This window comes from Mycobacterium sp., from assembly GCF_032159765.1.
Lineage (GTDB): Bacteria > Actinomycetota > Actinomycetes > Mycobacteriales > Mycobacteriaceae > Mycobacterium.
On record NZ_JAVHWM010000023.1, the window covers coordinates 1 to 16,360 of the forward strand.

Consider the following 16,360-nt stretch of genomic DNA (forward strand, 5'->3'; position numbering starts at 1 on the left):
TGGGCCCAGTCCGTTCGGACTGGGCCCACTGGCGTGCGAAAGATCTACTCGTGCGCCTCTTGGCGCTTCTCGGCCGTCTTGGCGGCGGCACGCGCGGCGTCTGCTTGCGCTTCCTTCTTCGCGGCGTCGCGCTGCGCCTCAGCTTTGTCCTGCTGGGCCTCGCCCTCGTTGATGAGGTCGCCACGACCGGTCACGGTGCCGATTGCTTCCTTCGCCTTGCCCTTGACGTCTTCGACGACGCCACGGACGGCTTCTGCTGGTCCGCTGTTCTCCGCCATGATTTCCTTCCTATGGCCCTGTCTTACCTGACGGATGTTGTCCGCCTTCGCACTGAATGCCCTTGATTGCGAGGCAGTAAACCTCCAAGTGACGCAGCTCTCGCTACAGTGCTGCTAACGATGACGGCTGCCCATAAAGTGGAAAGCGCTTGGCTGGACACGGTTTCGGCCTCGTTGCGCAACGAGCTGTGGTCAGCGATCGACCTCGAGATCCCAGTCGCCGGACGCCGTGGTTTGCTGTTCCTGCCAATCCGCCGGATCGACATCGACGGGTGCTCCCGTCGACGCGAATTCGTTGGCCTCAGTGGGTTCGAATGTCTCCGGAAGGTCGGCAGTATCGCCGACTTCGAGGCGCTGTTCCATGGCGTCGGCGACAGGAACCTCATCGCCGATGGGCTCGTCGGGGTTCGATTCAAACACCACGTGATCCAACATACGCCTGCTTCGCGGCGGCAACAAATTCAGTGAAAGTGCTAGCGCCGCTTGGCAATGCGGTTGATCAGCCGCGCGGTCGCCTGTTCGATCACGCCCTGCCGCATGGCGAGCGAGCGGTGTCGCTGAGCCCGTCGGATCGCGGGCGCGATCGTGACACCCTCTTCATAGGCCTGCACCACGCGCGGGTCGACGTAGGACCCCCGTGTCACCGCCGGCGTGTTTCCCAGCTCGGCGGCAACGGCCTTCATCACCGTCGACTGAGCGCGCTTGAGCGCCGTCTTCGACGTCGGCTCGGGTATCTTCGCGAACGCCTCGGCGGCGAGCACAGTGCCGTGCCAGGTGCGCAGATCCTTGATGGAAAAACCGTCACCGACCAGCTCCCGGAACCGGGCATTCACGTCATCGGAATGCACCTCGACCCAGTCGCCCTCGGCTGTTCTGTACACCAGCAGCCGCTTGAGCCTGGTCTCTGCGCGCATCAACGCGCGCACCGCGCGGACCACGGCCGCGTCCTCGAGTTCGATCGTCCTGCGGACCCCACTCTTGGCGGGATAGTCGAACTCGACGCTGTCGCGGTGCAGTCGGACGTGTTCGCGCAGCAGGGTCGCAAGGCCGAAGCTGCCGTTCTCTTGCGCGTACTCCTCACCGCCCGCGCGGAAGTAGCCGCGGTCGAGCATCTGGTGCGCGACCGCGAGCACCCGGTTTCGGCGCAGCCCGCGTTCTTTGAGATCTACGGTCACCTGCGTTCGCCAGTCCGGCAGCACCTTGGCCAGAGACAGCGTGCGGTCGAACTTCTCTTCGGCCCGCTCTTCCTGCCACCGCTGGTGATAGAGGTATTGCTTGCGGCCTGCCGCGTCCGTGCCGACCGCCTGGATGTGGCCGTTGGGATAGGGGCAGATCCAGACGTTCTTCCACGCCGGAGGAATCACGAGTTCGTCGATGCGGTCAAGTGTCTTGGCGTCGTCAACAGCCCTGCCGTCGGCGTCGACATAGGAAAATCCGCGGCCCCGTCGCACACGGCGTACTCCCGGGCCGCCGACGTTGCTTCGCCGCAGTCTCACGCGCCTGTCGATTCCACCAAGACGCGCACTTCAAACATCCCGTTAGCCCCGTGTGGATTTCGGGTATCACGCCAACCAATGAACATCACGAAAGAATCGCTGACGGCAAGGTCATCGCATCTGAGGCATCAGGTCCATGGAGACCACCGCGTAGACGCCAAGTGCCAGCAGCGCCAGTACGATCACCACGACGCCGATCACCGAGGCCGCGGTTCGCAGCGCCTGCGCTGCCGTCGGGGCCCCGTCGATGAGTGGCTGACGATGCATGGCCTGTCAATACCCGTTTTCGTGGGGTTTCATTCCTCGCGAGTGGCGCGTCGAGCAGCACGGTTATGACAGGGGGGCCAGAAGTGAAGGGTATTCTCATGCCGATGCCAGGAGGCCAGATGTCCGAGGTCGACGACCACGCCATGCCGGCTCGGTATGGACAACCGGTGGAGATCCGCGTCGCCGCGCAACTCGAGAGCCTGGCCGTCGTTCGTGCGCTTGTGACGGCGCTCGGCACGCTGGAGGATCTCGATCTCGATGCGATCGCCGATCTGCGGCTCGCGCTCGACGAGGCGTGTACGGCCCTGATCCGGTGTGCTGTGCCCCAGTCTCAGCTGACCATCAACGTGCGCCCGCGCGAGCACGATCTGTGGATCTCGGTGTCCACGATGTGCGTCGATGACAATGTGCTGCGGCCGGGGACGTTCAGCTGGCATGTGATCAGTTCGCTTGCCGACGATGTCGAGACGTTCAACGACGGCGCCGACCTCGCTGAGCGCGGCCGCGTGTTCGGGATCACCATGACTGCCAGACGGTTGGACACCACCAGGTGACCGAGAGTTCGTCACCGCGAACCCGTTCTGAATACGCCGACGTGCCGGACATGTTCCGGAAACTGAACACCCTCACGGCGAAATCGGCGGAATGGGACCGGGCCCGGGCGGAAATCGTCGCGCGGTGCATGCCGCTCGCCGAACACATCGCGCGCCGGTTCGACGGTCGCGGCGAGTCGCGCGATGACATCGCGCAGGTGGCGCGTCTCGGGTTGGTGAACGCGATCAATCGGTTTGACGTCGAGTGCGGCAGCGACTTCGTCTCGTTTGCGGTACCCACGATCATGGGCGAGGTCCGCAGGCATTTCCGCGACAACAGCTGGTCGGTCAAGGTGCCGCGCCGGCTCAAGGAATTGCATCTGCAGCTGGGCAGCGCCACAGCCGACATGTCACAGCGTCTGGGGCGCGCGCCGACCCCGTCCGAGCTGGCCGAGGAACTCGATCTCGAACGCGAGGAGGTAGTCGAGGCGTTGATCGCCGGCAGCGGTTACAACACGCTGTCGATCGACAGCGGCGGGGGCGGTGACGATGACACGCCTGCGCTGGCCGAGACGCTCGGCAGCGACGACGCCAACCTGGATCGCATCGAGAACCACGAATCGCTGCGGCCACTGCTGGACGCACTGCCCGAACGCGAACGCACGGTGATCGTTCTGCGGTTCTTCGAGTCGCTGACCCAGAGTCAGATCGCCGAGCGCATCGGGATCTCCCAGATGCATGTGTCGCGCCTGCTGGCGCGCACGCTAGCTCGACTTCGAGACGAGCTGCAGTGACACCGGTGAAAAGCGTTGCAGAGCTTGGCTAATCGACGGGCTCGATGGCAGGTAACTGTCCCTGTCACAGACCTGCAGCAACCGCGCCGTTGAGTGCCCCGCCACCACAGCCCAATCGAGGCCGTGTCGATGGCATTCGGAATCGAAATCCAGAAGCATTCGAAAGCCTTGCGCGGCAAGGAAATCGAGCTTGCTGAGGTCGAGTACGATCGGATGGCCGCCGTCGAGAGCACGGCGCGCGTAGTCCGTGAACTGGTCAAGGTTGGCGGCATCGAGCTCACCGGCGACTCTGATTACGGCCACGCCTGCTTGCACTTCCGAATTCCAAAACGCGCCATGCGACGTGCGGAGTCTATGACGTCCCGGCGAACCATTCATGTTGTGAGCAACAGTCATTGACGACCCACCAATTCTGAGAGTGTCGCTATAAGGCGGACGCGATTGCGTGGCAAAGCCCATAACTTCGGGAGTTCTCTGTCCTGCTACCCGGGCGTCCGCATGCCAGGCTGTGAACTCAACCTAGTTGCGACACTACCGCCGTGCGTGCGCACACACAACTCTCATTGACGACGAGCTGCGGCCTTGATTCCGACCGGCTGGCTACTTGATCTCGGCGATCACGGTGCCCTGGGTGATCGCCGCGCCGGCATCGACCGCAAGCCCGCTGATCGTCCCGTCTTTGTGCGCGGTGACCGGGTTTTCCATCTTCATCGCTTCGAGGACCACGACGAGGTCGCCCGCGCTGACCTCCTGGCCCTCCTCGACGGCGACCTTGACGACGGTGCCCTGCATCGGGGCCGTTACGGAGTCACCCGAGGCCGCCGACGCACCGGAGTGCGCTCCGCGCTTGCGCGGCTTGGGCTTCTTGCGAATGGCGCCCGTGGACGTCGTACCGGCGCCGCCACCGAGCGCGAGGTCGCCCGGCAAGGACACCTCGAGCCGGCGGCCACCGACCTCGACGACCACCTTCTGGCGGGGCAGTGCGTCGTCCTCGTCGATCGGGTCGCCGCCGGTGAACGGCTCAACCGTGTTGTCCCACTCGGTTTCGATCCAGCGGGTGTGCACCGTGAAGCTGTCACCGTCGCCGATGAACGCGGGATCCGACACCACGGCGCGGTGGAACGGAATCACCGTGGCGAGGCCTTCGACCGTGAACTCGTCAAGGGCGCGACGGGACCGCTCTAGCGCCTCCTGGCGGGTGGCGCCGGTGACGATCAGCTTGGCCAGCATCGAGTCGAACTGACCGCCGATCACCGAGCCGCTCTGCACGCCCGAGTCGAGCCGCACACCGGGGCCGCTCGGCGGGTCGAACTTGGTCACCGGGCCCGGCGCGGGCAAGAAGCCGCGGCCGGCGTCTTCGCCGTTGATCCGGAACTCGATCGAGTGACCGCGCGGTGTCGGGTCCTCCGTGATATCGAGGGCATCGCCGTTGGCGATGCGGAACTGCTGGCGGACCAGGTCGAGGCCAGAGGTCTCCTCGGTGACCGGGTGCTCAACCTGCAGACGCGTGTTGACCTCGAGGAACGAGATCAGGCCGTCCTGGCCGACCAGGTACTCGACGGTGCCGGCGCCGTAGTAGTGGGCCTCTTTGCAGATCCGCTTGGCGGACTCGTGGATCTCCTTGCGCTGCGCGTCGGTGAGGAACGGCGCGGGCGCCTCTTCCACCAGCTTCTGGAAGCGGCGCTGCAGCGAGCAGTCGCGGGTACCCGCGACCACGACGTTGCCGTGCTGGTCTGCGATCACCTGCGCCTCAACGTGCCGCGGCTTGTCCAGGTAGCGCTCGACGAAGCACTCGCCGCGTCCGAACGCCGCGACGGCTTCGCGGGTGGCCGAGTCGAACAGCTCGGGGATCTCCTCGATCGTGCGGGCCACCTTCATGCCGCGGCCGCCACCGCCGAACGCGGCCTTGATCGCCACCGGGACGCCGTATTCCTTGGCGAACGCGACCACTTCGTCGGCGTTCTTGACCGGATCCGGGGTGCCGGGCACCAGGGGAGCCTGCGCGCGCGCAGCGATGTGACGGGCGGTGACCTTGTCGCCGAGGTCGCGGATCGACTGCGGGCTGGGTCCGATCCAGATCAAGTCGGCGTCGATCACCGCTTGTGCGAAATCGGCGTTCTCCGAAAGGAATCCGTAGCCCGGGTGGATCGCGTTGGCCCCAGACTTGGCGGCGGCGTCGAGAAGCTTGGCAAAATCGAGATAGGACTCGGCCGACGTCTGCCCGCCCAGCGCGAACGCCTCGTCCGCCAACCGCACGTGCGGCGCGTCAGCGTCGGGCTCGGCGTAGACCGCCACGCTAGCCAACCCGGCGTCGCGGGCCGCCCGGATCACGCGGACCGCGATCTCGCCACGGTTGGCCACAAGAACCTTGGAGATCCGTGAACTCGCGTGATTCGGCACTGCGCCTCCCTGCGGCAACATCTCTAAGAATCGTCTTTAAGAATAGGTCCGCAGGCAGTTTAAGGGGCGTCGCTGGCGACGCACGACGCGGTGCCCGCGCAGCGGCTTGACCACACCCCGCCTTGACCATGAAATAACCCGGCGCCTACTTTTCGTTGCGTGACCACCGGCCTGCTCGACGGACGGGTCGCGATCGTCACCGGGGGAGCAGGCAACCTCGGGGCGCACATCTCCCGTCTGTTCGTCGCGCAGGGCGCGAGTGTCGTCGTCAACGACGTCAACGCGGCAAAGGGAAAGGCGTTGGCCGACGAGCTAGCGGCGGGTTGATGCGTGCCCTGACGATCGAACTCGACGGGTTCGGCATCTGTGCGAACACGGTCTGCCCTGCCGGCGTCGAGGGTGTGCACGGTCCGATCGCCGACCGGCTGGTGGGCGAGTCTGTGAATGTGGCGCCGCTGGTCGCCTACCTCGCGAGCGAGCACGCGGGCTGGATCAACGGCCATGTCTTCGACATCTCGGGCTCGGGCAGGCTGGGCCTCTATGGCCGGCGATCCCGGAGCGGCTGATCGAGCAACCGGGCGGCTTCGGCATCGACGAGATCGGCGACGCGGTGGCCCGGCTGTTCGAACCGATGTACACGAGCGAACCCCGCCAGCGGCCGCGACTGCTGCCGCCTGCCGGTGAGCAACTGGACCGGCTGCCCGAGGGCATCTCGCCGGTCTTGTACGAAATGCTTTCCACCGCAGGGCTTTTCCCGCGGCCAGAGTCACCGCCGCGCACTCCCTGGCGCTGACTGCGCGCTAGCGCAGGTGCCGCTTGATGCGGGCCAGCATCGCCGACATCCCGCGCAGCCGCAGCGGGCTGATCAGCGCCGCAAGGCCGAGGTCGGTATAGAAGTCGTCAGGCACGCCGAGGATGTCGTCGGCGTGCTGATGATCCAGCCCGGCAGCCAGAATGGACGCGAAGCCGCGCGTCGTGGGCGCCTCGGCCGGCGCGCTGAAAAATAACCGGACGTCGTCCCGGTTTGCGGCGTCGACATGTAGAAACAATGGCGACTGGCACTCGGGCACCGGCTCCATCGCGGCTTCCGTCAGATCGGCCGGAAGGGCTGGCAGTTCATTGGCGAACTCCAGCAGCAGCGTGAGCTTGTCCTGGCCATCGACGTCCTGGAAGTCGGAGACGACCTCGGCCAGGGGGGCCGGCATTGTCACGGCGAGCCGGGCGCGGGCCCCGGATCGCTGCCCGCGACGATCGGGACGCGCACGGTGTTGCCCCATTCCGTCCAGGACCCGTCGTAGTTGCGCACGCCTGGCAAGCCGAGCAGATGGGTCAGCACGAACCAGGTGTGGCTGGAGCGCTCGCCGATACGGCAGTAGACGATCGTTTTGTCGTCCGCCCCCAGGAAGCCGTACAGCTCGTCGAGCTCCTCACGCCCGCGGAAGCGCCCGGCATCGTCAGCAGCCTTGGCCCAGGGGATGGACACCGCGGTGGGGATGTGGCCGCCCCGCAACGCGCCTTCCTCCGGGTAGTCGGGCATGTGGGTGCGCTCGCCGGTGTATTCCTGCGGGGAGCGGACGTCGATCAGTGGTTGTGCGCCAAGCGTTGAAAGAACGTCGTCCTTGAACGCCCGGATCGCGCTATCGTCGCGCGTGACCACCGGATATCCGCTCGTCGGCCGCTCGGGGACCTCGAGTGTGGTCTCGCGCCCGCTGGACACCCAGAGGTCGCGCCCGCCATTGAGCAGACGCACGTCGGGGTGGCCGAACAACGTGAAAACCCACAGCGCGTACGCAGCCCACCAGTTGCTCTTGTCGCCGTAGATCACGACGGTGTCGTCGCGGCCTATCCCTTTGCTATCCATCAGCGCGGCGAACTGCGCGCCGTCGATGTAGTCGCGCACGGTGGGATCGTTGAGGTCGGTATGCCAGTCGATCTTCACTGCACCGGGAATGTGGCCGATGTCGTAGAGCAGCACGTCTTCGTCCGACTCGACGACCGCCAGACCCTCTGCGCCGAGGTGAGATGCCAGCCAGTCGGCCGTGACCAACCGCTCGGGATGGGCGTAGGACTGGAGTTCAGGGCTGGGATCGGCAGGCAGGGGCACACCGCCAGACTAGTTGCTCTGGTCTTAGCGCAAGCCCGTTGGGCGTCGTTGTGACCCCTGTAGCATAACGTCCACCGGATGCGTAAGAGTTAGCTGGAAGGCTCGATATGCTTGGAATTCTCCACATTCTCGTATGGCTTCTTCCCCCGGTGGCGCTGAAGAACAAATTGCTGCGGCGTTTCGGTCACAACGTCTCGCCGACAGCCAGCATCGGGCCGGTGCTCGTTTCCGGCGCCGGCCGATTCGAGATCGGTGACGGCGCCCGCATCAATCCGTTTAACGTCTTCAAATCCATGGGCCTGGTGCGGCTCGACGAACAAGCGTTGATCGCGTCGTGGAATTGGATTTCGGCTGCAGCCGAATTTCAGGAGCTAGACCCGCAGGCCGGCACCCTTCACATGCAGCGCGCAAGCAAAATCGGCAGCCGCAACTATCTGGACTGCTCCGGAACAATCATTATCCGGCAGTACGCCTGGGTGGGCGGGAACCGCACATTTCTGCAAACCCACGAGCCCGATCTGGTTAACGAACGGCAGACTGCAGGCAGGATCATCGTCGGTCATCACTCGCTGGTACACAGTTGCTGCGTGCTAATGAAAGGGGCCTATCTGCCCGACCAATCCGTGCTCGAGACGAATTCCACGTTGCTCGCGGGCGAGGACCGGCGGCGAGGGGTCTACGCGGGCACACCCGCAAAGTGGAAAGCCGATACCGAGGGTAAGTGGTTCGACCGCACGACCGTCGTGATCGGCGATACCATTATCGACGGTCCGATGGGTCCGCAAACCGAAACGTCGTCGCTCACCGGCTGACGTCGAGCGCGCGGCGACCATACGATGGCTGGCACGTCGACGAGGGAGGATTCATGTCGCGTCGGATATCACTGCCCATGAAGCTGGTGTCGATCGTCGACATTTTCAATCAGAAGCTGTACATGAAGATCTACCGCCGAGTGCTGATCCGCAATGGCGTGATCGTGCGCGGGATGCCCATCTACGTCCATCACTCGGTGTTCTTCGACAACAGGCCGGCGGGCGCAATCACACTCGGTGACGGATGCGCGATCAGCGGCGACGTCAAGTTTCTTACCCACGATTTCAGCATGAACGTGATCCATCAGATGAAGGCGGGACCCGACAGCAACGACGACATCGTGCTTCAGGCGCCGATCGTCGTTGGCGACAACGTCGGCATCGGGATCGGCGCGATCATCATGCCGGGTGTGACCATCGGACGCGGCGCGATCGTCGGCGGCGGAGCAGTGGTGACCAAGGACGTACCCGAGGGCGTTGTGGTCGGCGGCAATCCCGCCAAGGTCATCTGCACTGTCGACGACTGGTGGAACAAGAGTCGCGACAAGTTCCATTCAATCCCGCGTCGGCGTTAAGAGAACTGGCGTGGCAAAGCGAATTCCGACCGTGACGGCAGTTGGCGGCTAGGGCCGCAACGGAAGGTGGTCTTCGGGTCCATCTTGCCGGCGGGCCGCCATACAACCCACGCCGCCCGTCGAGTGACGACGCGGCCCCGAATGTCGAGTTGGCGCCAGCCGTGACTGCTGAGGGAAATGGCGCCCTTCACAATCACCGAGCACCTGGAGATGACCGCGCGGCTGCCGATCTCTATTCGTCACGCTGTTTGACTTCCTTTCGAGATCGAGCTCTGAGTCTGCAAATGCACTCGATGGCCTCCCGCGTTGGCTAACTGCCCGACAGTATGGTCCCCGAACAATCAATGAAACCGCGGGCTCCGATTGTGGCATACCGTTCGACGAACAAAGTGCCTGCCTGCGAATGGATCGCCTGAAATTGCGGTGCGGCAAAGGTCGAACACCAGGACCTAAAGGCCACACCGTCACGTAGACAAACCAGGCGAAGTCCACGGAACGCACTGAATGGGAATATCCGGACCCTTTCGCCGATCTCGAACCGGTGGACCCGTGAAACCAATATCGGGCCGATCTGAGCGGACGCCGCGACAGAGTGTCCGAATTTGTTGAGGAGCGCATTTTTCGTGCGTGAAGGCTGGAGCAGCCAACACACTATTTGTAGTAATTGGCTCTTTTTTCGCCCTTTCTGTGACGTCGCGAGTCATGGTACCGAGTTGGAAATACGGTTTGCCCTCCAGAGTTGGGTGAGCGACAGGCCTGCGGCGGCCAGCAGCCGTCCGACGGTGGGCAGTCCGATGCCGATGACGGCCGACGGGTCGCCCTGGACACTGTCGATGAACCAGCCCCCCAGTCCGTCGAGAGTGAAGGCACCCGCGACCCGCATCGGCTCGCCGCTCTCGATGTATGCCTTCAGGTCCGACTCAGACGGTCTTCCGAATTGCACCGAAGTCACAGTGGCGTCGGCGCCCCGATGGGTGATCGCGTTGTCTTGCAAACGGATTAGGCAGTGACCCGTGAAGAGCTGGCCGGAACTGCCGGACATCTGCTGCCAATCTCGCAGCGCGGCGTCCGCCGTTCCGGGCTTGCCCCGCAGCCGACCGTGGGCATAAAGCATCGAATCACAGCCGATCACAACGCAATCCGCGGCCAGCGAGGGCGCCAGATGGTACGTAACGGCTTCGGCCTTAGCCGACGCCAGGGCCAACGTGATCTCTGCCGGAGAGACATCGGGCGGCAGGTTGGCGGCGATGGCGTCTTCGTCGACACCAGAGACTATGACAAGTGGATCGATTCCCGCCTGCTGCAACACTTTACGTCGTCCGGGCGACGCGGACCCGAGCACTACCCGGGTCATCGGCGCACGTGGGTCCGTTCGAAGAGGGTGACGTGCTGCCAGGAGAAAGCCGGATAGCGCAGCTTGTCTACGGGATGACCCCAAAGGTTGCGTTCGGTGATCGTCGGCTCGCCTGCGCCGCCTCCCGCGCTGGAAAGCACCGCGACCAGCGCGGCTACCTCCTCGTCGGTGGGATTGCCGCGCTCGATGCGGACGTCGACGTGCACCGGCGATGGCACGTCCGAATCACCAGGCGTTCCAGGCTGATCCGTCATAGATTGCTCACAGTGCCCATTTTGGTCGCTGCCTCGCTGCGTTCGCTCCGCGAACTCCGCTCGTCGCTCACAGTGGTATGTTCCCGTGCTTCTTCGGCGGTATCTGAACGATCTTGCGCTCCAGCAGCCTCAGCGCGGTGGCCACGTATCCGCGGGTGTGCGATGGCGGGATCACGGCATCGACGTAACCGCGCTCGGCGGCAATGTACGGGTTCACGAGTGTGTCCTCGTAATCCTGCTGCAGCTTGACGCGTAGCGCGTCGACGTCCTCGCCGTTGCGTTCCGCCTCGGCCAGTTGCTGGCGGTAGACGAACCCGACGGCGCCGGAGGCGCCCATCACCGCGATCTGCGCAGTCGGCCATGCCACGTTCACGTCGGCACCCATGTGTTTGGAGCCCATGACGTCGTAGGCGCCGCCATACGCCTTGCGGGTGATCACGGTGATCTTGGCGACGGTTGCCTCGCCGTAGGCGTACAGCAGCTTGGCGCCCCTGCGGATGATGCCGTTGTACTCCTGGTCGGTGCCGGGCAGGAAGCCGGGAACGTCGACGAGGGTGATGATCGGGATGTTGAAGCAGTCGCAGGTGCGGACGAACCTGGCGGCTTTCTCCGACGCGTCGATGTCGAGGCAGCCGGCGAAGTGCGTGGGCTGATTGGCGACGATCCCGACGCTGCGGCCTTCGATCCGCCCGAAGCCGATGACAATGTTCTGCGCGTAGCCGGCTTGCACCTCGAGGAACTCATCGTCGTCGAGAATGCGACAGATCACCTCATGCATGTCATACGGCTGGTTGGGCGAGTCAGGAATCAGCGTGTCCAGCTCGATGTCCTCGTCGTTGAGGTTGTCCTCGATGGCGCCGGTCGGGACCGGTGCCGGATACCGCGGCGGGTCCGCGTAGTTGTTCGCCGGCAGGTAACTCAGCAGCTCGCGGACGTAATCGAAGGCGTCCTGCTCGCCGCTGGCGGCGTAGTGCGCGGTGCCGGACTTGGCCATGTGCGTGTGCGCACCGCCGAGCTCCTCCATCGTGACGTCCTCGCCGGTGACGGTCTTGATCACGTCGGGACCGGTGATGAACATCTGGCTGGTCTGATCGACCATGACGACGAAGTCGGTGAGCGCGGGGGAGTAGACATGGCCTCCGGCGGCGGCGCCCATGATCAGCGAGATCTGCGGGATGACGCCCGACGCCAAGATGTTGCGGTGGAAGATCTCGCCGTAAAGGCCCAGCGAAACCACGCCCTCCTGAATACGGGCGCCCGCGCCGTCGTTGATCCCGATCAGCGGGCGCCCGGTCTTGATTGCGAGTTCCTGGACCTTGACGATCTTCTCGCCGTAGACCTCGCCGAGGCTGCCGCCGAACACCGTGGCGTCCTGGCTGAAGATGCACACGTCACGGCCGTCGATCGTGCCGTAGCCGGTCACCACGCCGTCACCCAGCGGCCGCTTGGCCTCCAGCCCGAACGTGGTGCTGCGGTGGCGCGCCAACGCGTCCAGCTCGACGAACGAACCCTCGTCCAGCAGCGCGTAGATGCGCTCGCGAGCGGTCAGCTTGCCCTTGGCGTGCACTTTATCCACTGCGGCCTCGCCCACCGGGTGCAGCGTCTCCTCCGTGCGCTTGCGCAGCTCCGCCAGCTTGCCCGCCGTGGTGTGAATATCGATCTCGTGCTCCGCGGCGGGCTCTGCTCCGCCTGTATTGCTCCTCGCGTCCGCGGTGTCTTCGGCGGAGTTCTCCGTGGTGCTCGTCATGGCCACCGATGCTATCTACACCGCGCAACGGCGCCACGCCCGCCCGCGCCCGAACGTCACCCTAAGATCGGACGGTGCTTCGCCGCGTCGCCTCGCTGGCCGCGGCCGCCATCGTTGTGGTGCTGCTAGCGGTCGGCGTTAGCGGGTACTTCTTGTTCACCCGCGCGCAGGATGACGAGATCCGGCAGGCCGACGCGATCGTGGTGCTCGGCGGTGAACATGACGGCCGTGAGCGCTACGGCTTGGATCTGGCCCAACAAGTCGGCGCGCGGACAGTGCTGCTGTCGAATTCGTATGCGGCGAGCGACTCGGTGATGGCGTCGCTGTGCAACTCAACGGTGAAGGGAGTTCGAGTCCTGTGCCGCATCCCTGTTCCCCCGACCACGCGTGGTGAGGCGCTGATGGCGCGTCAGGCGGCCCGCGAATACGGGTGGCGGCAGATCGCGGTCGTCACCTGGCGTTTCCACCTTCCGCGAGCTCGCAAAATATTCGCGCAATGCTATTCGGGCGAACCCGGGCGAGTCTTGATGCGCGCCGTTCCGAGGAGTTACGAGCTGCCGATGGGTGTGTGGGAATTCCTTTACATCTACCAATACGCCGGATTGGTGAAAACGGTGATTCAGGGTCCCTGCGATTAGCGAGAGTTTGCTGCGAATTCCGCCTTTTGATCCCTAAACGGAAATCACCATGAATCCGCGGGCGGTGGAGCACCATCACCTAATGATCTTGCGCAGCGCCGCGTTGGTATAGTGACCACGAAAGCACGGCTGTGTGATGGCAATTTACTTTTGTGCACTTAAGGCGGACGGCTTGACGCGAACGCGCCCGCGACAGCGGCGAGAAGCATTCTGCGCGCTTGTCTTGGCGGTCGTCGTGCTGATGGTCGCTGCCTGTACCACCCCCCGTGTCGGCGACGACAACCTGAGGGGAAATCCCGTGCCGCCGGCCGGGTCCACGCCGTTCCTCCCGTTCGATATGCCGATCGGCCCGAGCGATCGGAAAGTATTCGCGCACTATGTGCCATGGATCCCGATTTCGGTGGACAATTTGCCCGCTGAAAAGGATTATTACACGACACAATTGATGAATCCTGACGGAGAAAACGGAATTCATCGAGCGTACGGGGGACTATTTCGTGACCGCCCGGCGCCGCGGCCGCCCGTAAAAAGCCCGAATTTCAAGGATGTCGACGTCGCGACGGATATCAGTCAGGCCAAAAGCGTCAGCGTCGACGGTTTCGCAGTCGACGTCCTGTCGCCCGCCACCCAGGACGCCGACATCAATCGGGTGTTGACGGCCGCGGACGCCGCCGGGGATTTCAACATCCAGATCACGGCCGACATGACGGGACGGCTCGCAGCGGCGACGCCGGCGGAGTTCGCCAGCCAAATCGCCCCGTATCTGAAGGCGGCCAGCATCCAGCGGCTGACGGACGGGCGTGTCGTGTTGGGCGCGTTCTTTGCCGAACGCCAGCCCGTCGCGTGGTGGTCAGACGTGTTGAACGAATTCCGCACCGGGCACGGGCTCGACGTCGCCTTCGTCCCCACCTTCCTCGACGCCGACGCCTACATCGACGCGTTCGCGCCTATCTCCTACGGGCTCAGCAATTGGGGGTTTCGGAATCCTAGCCTGGTAGATCCGCCGAACACACAGGTCGGCATGCCGACGGATCTGGTCCGGCGCGCCCACCACCTAGGCAAGATCTGGATGCAGCCCGTGGCGTTCCAAGACAACCGGCCGCAGGCAGGGACGTACGAAGAATCGCTCAACGGTGTGACAAATCGGAACGCGTGGCTGATCGCCACCAAAGAGGGTGCCGAGTGGGCGAATCTGATTACCTGGAACGACTACGCCGAAACGACCGCCATAGCGCCGTCGAGCAAGCACGGCTGGCGGATTCTCGACATGGACGCGTACCGAATCGCGATCTACAAGTACGGCGCCGCGCCGCCCGTGGTGCGTGAAGCCCTGTTCGTCAGCCACCGGACACAGCCGTTCGCGGCGATGCCGACGACTCCGGAAGGGTTGTTGATGCGAAACATCGGCGATACGCCGTCGCGCGACAGTGTCGAGGTGGAGTCATTCGCCACCGCGCGCTCCGTGGTCGTCGGCACCATCGGAGACAAGAGATCGCAATGCGAGGTTCCGGCCGGTTTCGGCCTGTGCACGTTCCCGTTGTCACCCGGCATCGTCACCGTCGGCTTGTACCGTGACGGCGCCGCGAAAGTCACCGTCACCTCGCCCTTCCCGGTGACCAACACGCCGAGCGTCCAGGACATGCAATACGTCGTGGTTGGCGGACTCAGATAGCGCTGAACCCGATCACCGCCGCGGTGGCGACGAGGAACCCGAGCGCGGCAAAGCAGACGCCGAACACGAGGTGCAGGGTTACCGTGCCCGTGACGCGCCACAGGTAGCGGGCGATGTCGGAGGCTGTTCTCACGTCGGTGGCCGGCCTCAGCGCAAGGCTGATCGGCGCGGACGCCGCGACTATTCCTGCCGCGATAAGCGCTAAGACGCCAGGCGCCCGCAGGCTTACCGCCGCGCCGATACCCGCGCAGGTGCAGGCGATGACGTTGAGCGCGGCGAGCGCGAACCCGGATGGTCTGGCTTGTCGGATCGCGAGGACGACAACCGCGCCGACTAACGCGCCTGCTCCGATTCCTAGGACGCCGCCGAGGTCAGGCGTTGTCAACAACCGCCTGAGCCTTTGGTCTCAATGTGACACCGGCGATCAGACCGGCGCCGATCCCGATCAGTGCGGTCACCGGAGTAAGAAGCAGGTAGCCAGCGCACACGGCCGGGCTCGCGGACACGGCCAGCAACGAGACGACGCTGATGCTGGCGGCCGATCCCGCGAACCCCGTGGCCAGCGGCGCCAGGCGGCCGGAATTCTTCGTCGCCGCGAAACCCAACACGGCGCAGCTCACGCTGACCGTGACCAGCGTGGTCCAGAACGTCTCCAGCTGGTCGGGCCAGATTCCGTACATCAGATAGCGGACGAGTACGCCCATCACGGCCCCGGCGGCCATGCCGGCCGATGCGGCCGGACGCGCATGCGGGCCGAGCACCGGCCTAGGCTAGCCGACGAATCATAAGTAGGATTACGGGGCCACCCGGCCCCGGGCCGGTTTTTGGACGGGCTCGGGTCGTTGGCGCGATGCTGAAGCAAAGCGTTCAGTCGACCTCACGTCGACCCTCGCAGGGTCCGCCGCGATTGCTCGCCTTGGTGAGGTTTTCCGTTTCGCGCTGGTGGACTTCGAGGCGGTCTTGCACAGATTTCATTCGTCTTAAGTTCTCTTACGATTTAATCCTCCCGCGAACCCGTATCTGATGATATTCACGCTGGGGAAAATTCCTGGTCGGCGAAGTGAGTGCAGCCGCAGCAAACTGACGCGCGAGGAGAGCGACCGCGTCGACACGGGCATGTCCTCGGCGCGTCGACGGGGCCACGGCCGAGGCGGTGGGCGGCTTCACGGCATGCCGGTTTGAGGTCAACTGGCGTGCCGAAAACCGGTCGTTCGCGTTGCGGTGACGGTTGCGGGCAGCATGGAGCGGTTTGCGCGAGCCCGTCTACCCCCGAGCGGCTGGGCTGCGAAGAATCAGTCCCAGCAAGATAAAGTTACCCGTTAATGGTGAAGTTCCGCGTTATCTGTCGTACGATAGCGAACGTGACTCGGACGGTTCCAGCAAAGATTTGCTGGACTGTGCGCCTGCCTCGTGAATTCCTAATATTGTCAACATAT

20 protein-coding genes and 1 pseudogene are annotated in these 16,360 nt (G+C 64.3%); 8 read left to right on the plus strand and 13 right to left on the minus strand.

The annotated features are described in order from the left end of the window. Window positions 1–44: 44 nt before the first annotated feature. From mbp1 to QOH60_RS02440, 4 genes are all read right to left on the minus strand, one after another. The gene (gene mbp1, locus QOH60_RS02425) at window positions 45–281 is read right to left on the minus strand and encodes a microaggregate-binding protein 1 (protein ID WP_526416842.1); all 237 of its coding nucleotides are present in this window, start codon (window positions 279–281) and stop codon (window positions 45–47) included. A gap of 189 nt (window positions 282–470) precedes the next feature. Further along, window positions 471–701 (minus strand): hypothetical protein, encoded by a 231-nt coding sequence (locus QOH60_RS02430; RefSeq protein WP_526416719.1) that lies wholly within the window; start codon window positions 699–701, stop codon window positions 471–473. Between the two features lie 50 nt (window positions 702–751). After that, the gene (locus tag QOH60_RS02435; RefSeq protein WP_526416721.1) at window positions 752–1,774 is read right to left on the minus strand and encodes a DNA topoisomerase IB; all 1,023 of its coding nucleotides are present in this window, start codon (window positions 1,772–1,774) and stop codon (window positions 752–754) included. A gap of 111 nt (window positions 1,775–1,885) precedes the next feature. After that, entirely contained in the window at window positions 1,886–2,041 is a 156-nt protein-coding gene (locus tag QOH60_RS02440) for a hypothetical protein (RefSeq protein ID WP_526416723.1), read from the minus strand. Between the two features lie 119 nt (window positions 2,042–2,160). Here QOH60_RS02440 and QOH60_RS02445 point away from each other — a divergent pair, with 119 nt between their 5' ends. Both QOH60_RS02445 and QOH60_RS02450 read left to right on the plus strand, forming a co-directional pair. Then, window positions 2,161–2,595, plus strand: coding sequence for an ATP-binding protein (locus tag QOH60_RS02445; RefSeq protein WP_526416844.1), 435 nt, complete (start codon window positions 2,161–2,163; stop codon window positions 2,593–2,595). A 50-nt stretch (window positions 2,596–2,645) separates the two neighbouring features. Beyond that, window positions 2,646–3,368, plus strand: a complete 723-nt coding sequence (locus QOH60_RS02450; RefSeq protein WP_526416725.1) for an RNA polymerase sigma factor SigF — start codon at window positions 2,646–2,648, stop codon at window positions 3,366–3,368. On the opposite strand, the gene QOH60_RS02455 is transcribed toward QOH60_RS02450, so the two are convergent. Both QOH60_RS02455 and QOH60_RS02460 read right to left on the minus strand, forming a co-directional pair. After that, the gene (locus QOH60_RS02455) at window positions 3,339–3,827 is read right to left on the minus strand and encodes an STAS domain-containing protein (protein WP_526416727.1); all 489 of its coding nucleotides are present in this window, start codon (window positions 3,825–3,827) and stop codon (window positions 3,339–3,341) included. The two genes, QOH60_RS02450 and QOH60_RS02455, sit on opposite strands and share 30 nt — an antisense overlap. Window positions 3,828–3,968: 141 nt before the next feature. Further along, window positions 3,969–5,768: an acetyl/propionyl/methylcrotonyl-CoA carboxylase subunit alpha gene (locus QOH60_RS02460; protein ID WP_526416729.1), complete on the minus strand. Its 1,800-nt coding sequence runs from the start codon at window positions 5,766–5,768 to the stop codon at window positions 3,969–3,971. Window positions 5,769–5,927: 159 nt separating this feature from the next. Here QOH60_RS02460 and QOH60_RS02465 point away from each other — a divergent pair, with 159 nt between their 5' ends. Together QOH60_RS02465 and QOH60_RS02470 are read left to right on the plus strand one after the other, a co-directional pair. Then, window positions 5,928–6,095 (plus strand): SDR family NAD(P)-dependent oxidoreductase, encoded by a 168-nt coding sequence (locus QOH60_RS02465; protein WP_526416731.1) that lies wholly within the window; start codon window positions 5,928–5,930, stop codon window positions 6,093–6,095. After that, window positions 6,095–6,334, plus strand: coding sequence for a hypothetical protein (locus tag QOH60_RS02470; protein WP_526416733.1), 240 nt, complete (start codon window positions 6,095–6,097; stop codon window positions 6,332–6,334). Before QOH60_RS02465 ends, QOH60_RS02470 begins: the two co-directional genes overlap by 1 nt. A 234-nt stretch (window positions 6,335–6,568) precedes the next feature. On the opposite strand, the gene QOH60_RS02475 is transcribed toward QOH60_RS02470, so the two are convergent. Both QOH60_RS02475 and QOH60_RS02480 read right to left on the minus strand, forming a co-directional pair. Then, the gene (locus QOH60_RS02475; protein WP_526416735.1) at window positions 6,569–6,973 is read right to left on the minus strand and encodes a SufE family protein; all 405 of its coding nucleotides are present in this window, start codon (window positions 6,971–6,973) and stop codon (window positions 6,569–6,571) included. Between the two features lie 2 nt (window positions 6,974–6,975). After that, window positions 6,976–7,872, minus strand: a complete 897-nt coding sequence (locus QOH60_RS02480; RefSeq protein ID WP_526416737.1) for a sulfurtransferase — start codon at window positions 7,870–7,872, stop codon at window positions 6,976–6,978. 149 nt (window positions 7,873–8,021) lie between these two features. On the opposite strand from QOH60_RS02480, the gene QOH60_RS02485 reads away from it, so the two are divergent. Beyond that, window positions 8,022–8,684: a hypothetical protein gene (locus tag QOH60_RS02485; RefSeq protein ID WP_526416739.1), complete on the plus strand. Its 663-nt coding sequence runs from the start codon at window positions 8,022–8,024 to the stop codon at window positions 8,682–8,684. 359 nt (window positions 8,685–9,043) lie between these two features. Then, window positions 9,044–9,193 (plus strand): annotated as a pseudogene (locus tag QOH60_RS02490) (hypothetical protein); the annotation flags it as partial. 766 nt (window positions 9,194–9,959) lie between these two features. Here the strand turns inward: QOH60_RS02490 and QOH60_RS02495 are convergent. The 3 genes from QOH60_RS02495 to QOH60_RS02505 all read right to left on the minus strand — a co-directional run bounded on the left by QOH60_RS02495 (window position 9,960) and on the right by QOH60_RS02505 (window position 12,614). Then, window positions 9,960–10,613, minus strand: coding sequence for a Maf family protein (locus QOH60_RS02495; protein WP_526416741.1), 654 nt, complete (start codon window positions 10,611–10,613; stop codon window positions 9,960–9,962). After that, a complete protein-coding gene (locus QOH60_RS02500; RefSeq protein ID WP_526416743.1) occupies window positions 10,610–10,867 on the minus strand; it encodes an acyl-CoA carboxylase epsilon subunit in 258 nt (85 codons plus the stop codon). The genes QOH60_RS02495 and QOH60_RS02500 overlap by 4 nt, the downstream gene beginning before the upstream one ends. Before the next feature lie 67 nt (window positions 10,868–10,934). Further along, entirely contained in the window at window positions 10,935–12,614 is a 1,680-nt protein-coding gene (locus QOH60_RS02505; protein WP_526416745.1) for an acyl-CoA carboxylase subunit beta, read from the minus strand. Window positions 12,615–12,688: 74 nt separating this feature from the next. Here QOH60_RS02505 and QOH60_RS02510 point away from each other — a divergent pair, with 74 nt between their 5' ends. After that, the gene (locus QOH60_RS02510) at window positions 12,689–13,252 is read left to right on the plus strand and encodes a YdcF family protein (RefSeq protein ID WP_526416747.1); all 564 of its coding nucleotides are present in this window, start codon (window positions 12,689–12,691) and stop codon (window positions 13,250–13,252) included. Window positions 13,253–13,424: 172 nt separating this feature from the next. Beyond that, window positions 13,425–14,924 carry a glycoside hydrolase family 71 protein gene (locus QOH60_RS02515; RefSeq protein WP_526416749.1) on the plus strand — a complete coding sequence of 500 codons (1,500 nt, stop codon included), beginning with the start codon at window positions 13,425–13,427 and terminating at the stop codon, window positions 14,922–14,924. Here QOH60_RS02515 and QOH60_RS02520 read toward each other — a convergent pair. Beyond that, the gene (locus QOH60_RS02520; protein WP_526416751.1) at window positions 14,917–15,309 is read right to left on the minus strand and encodes a hypothetical protein; all 393 of its coding nucleotides are present in this window, start codon (window positions 15,307–15,309) and stop codon (window positions 14,917–14,919) included. The two genes, QOH60_RS02515 and QOH60_RS02520, sit on opposite strands and share 8 nt — an antisense overlap. Then, window positions 15,296–15,685, minus strand: coding sequence for a hypothetical protein (locus QOH60_RS02525; protein ID WP_526416753.1), 390 nt, complete (start codon window positions 15,683–15,685; stop codon window positions 15,296–15,298). The genes QOH60_RS02520 and QOH60_RS02525 overlap by 14 nt, the downstream gene beginning before the upstream one ends. Window positions 15,686–16,360 lie beyond the last annotated feature (675 nt).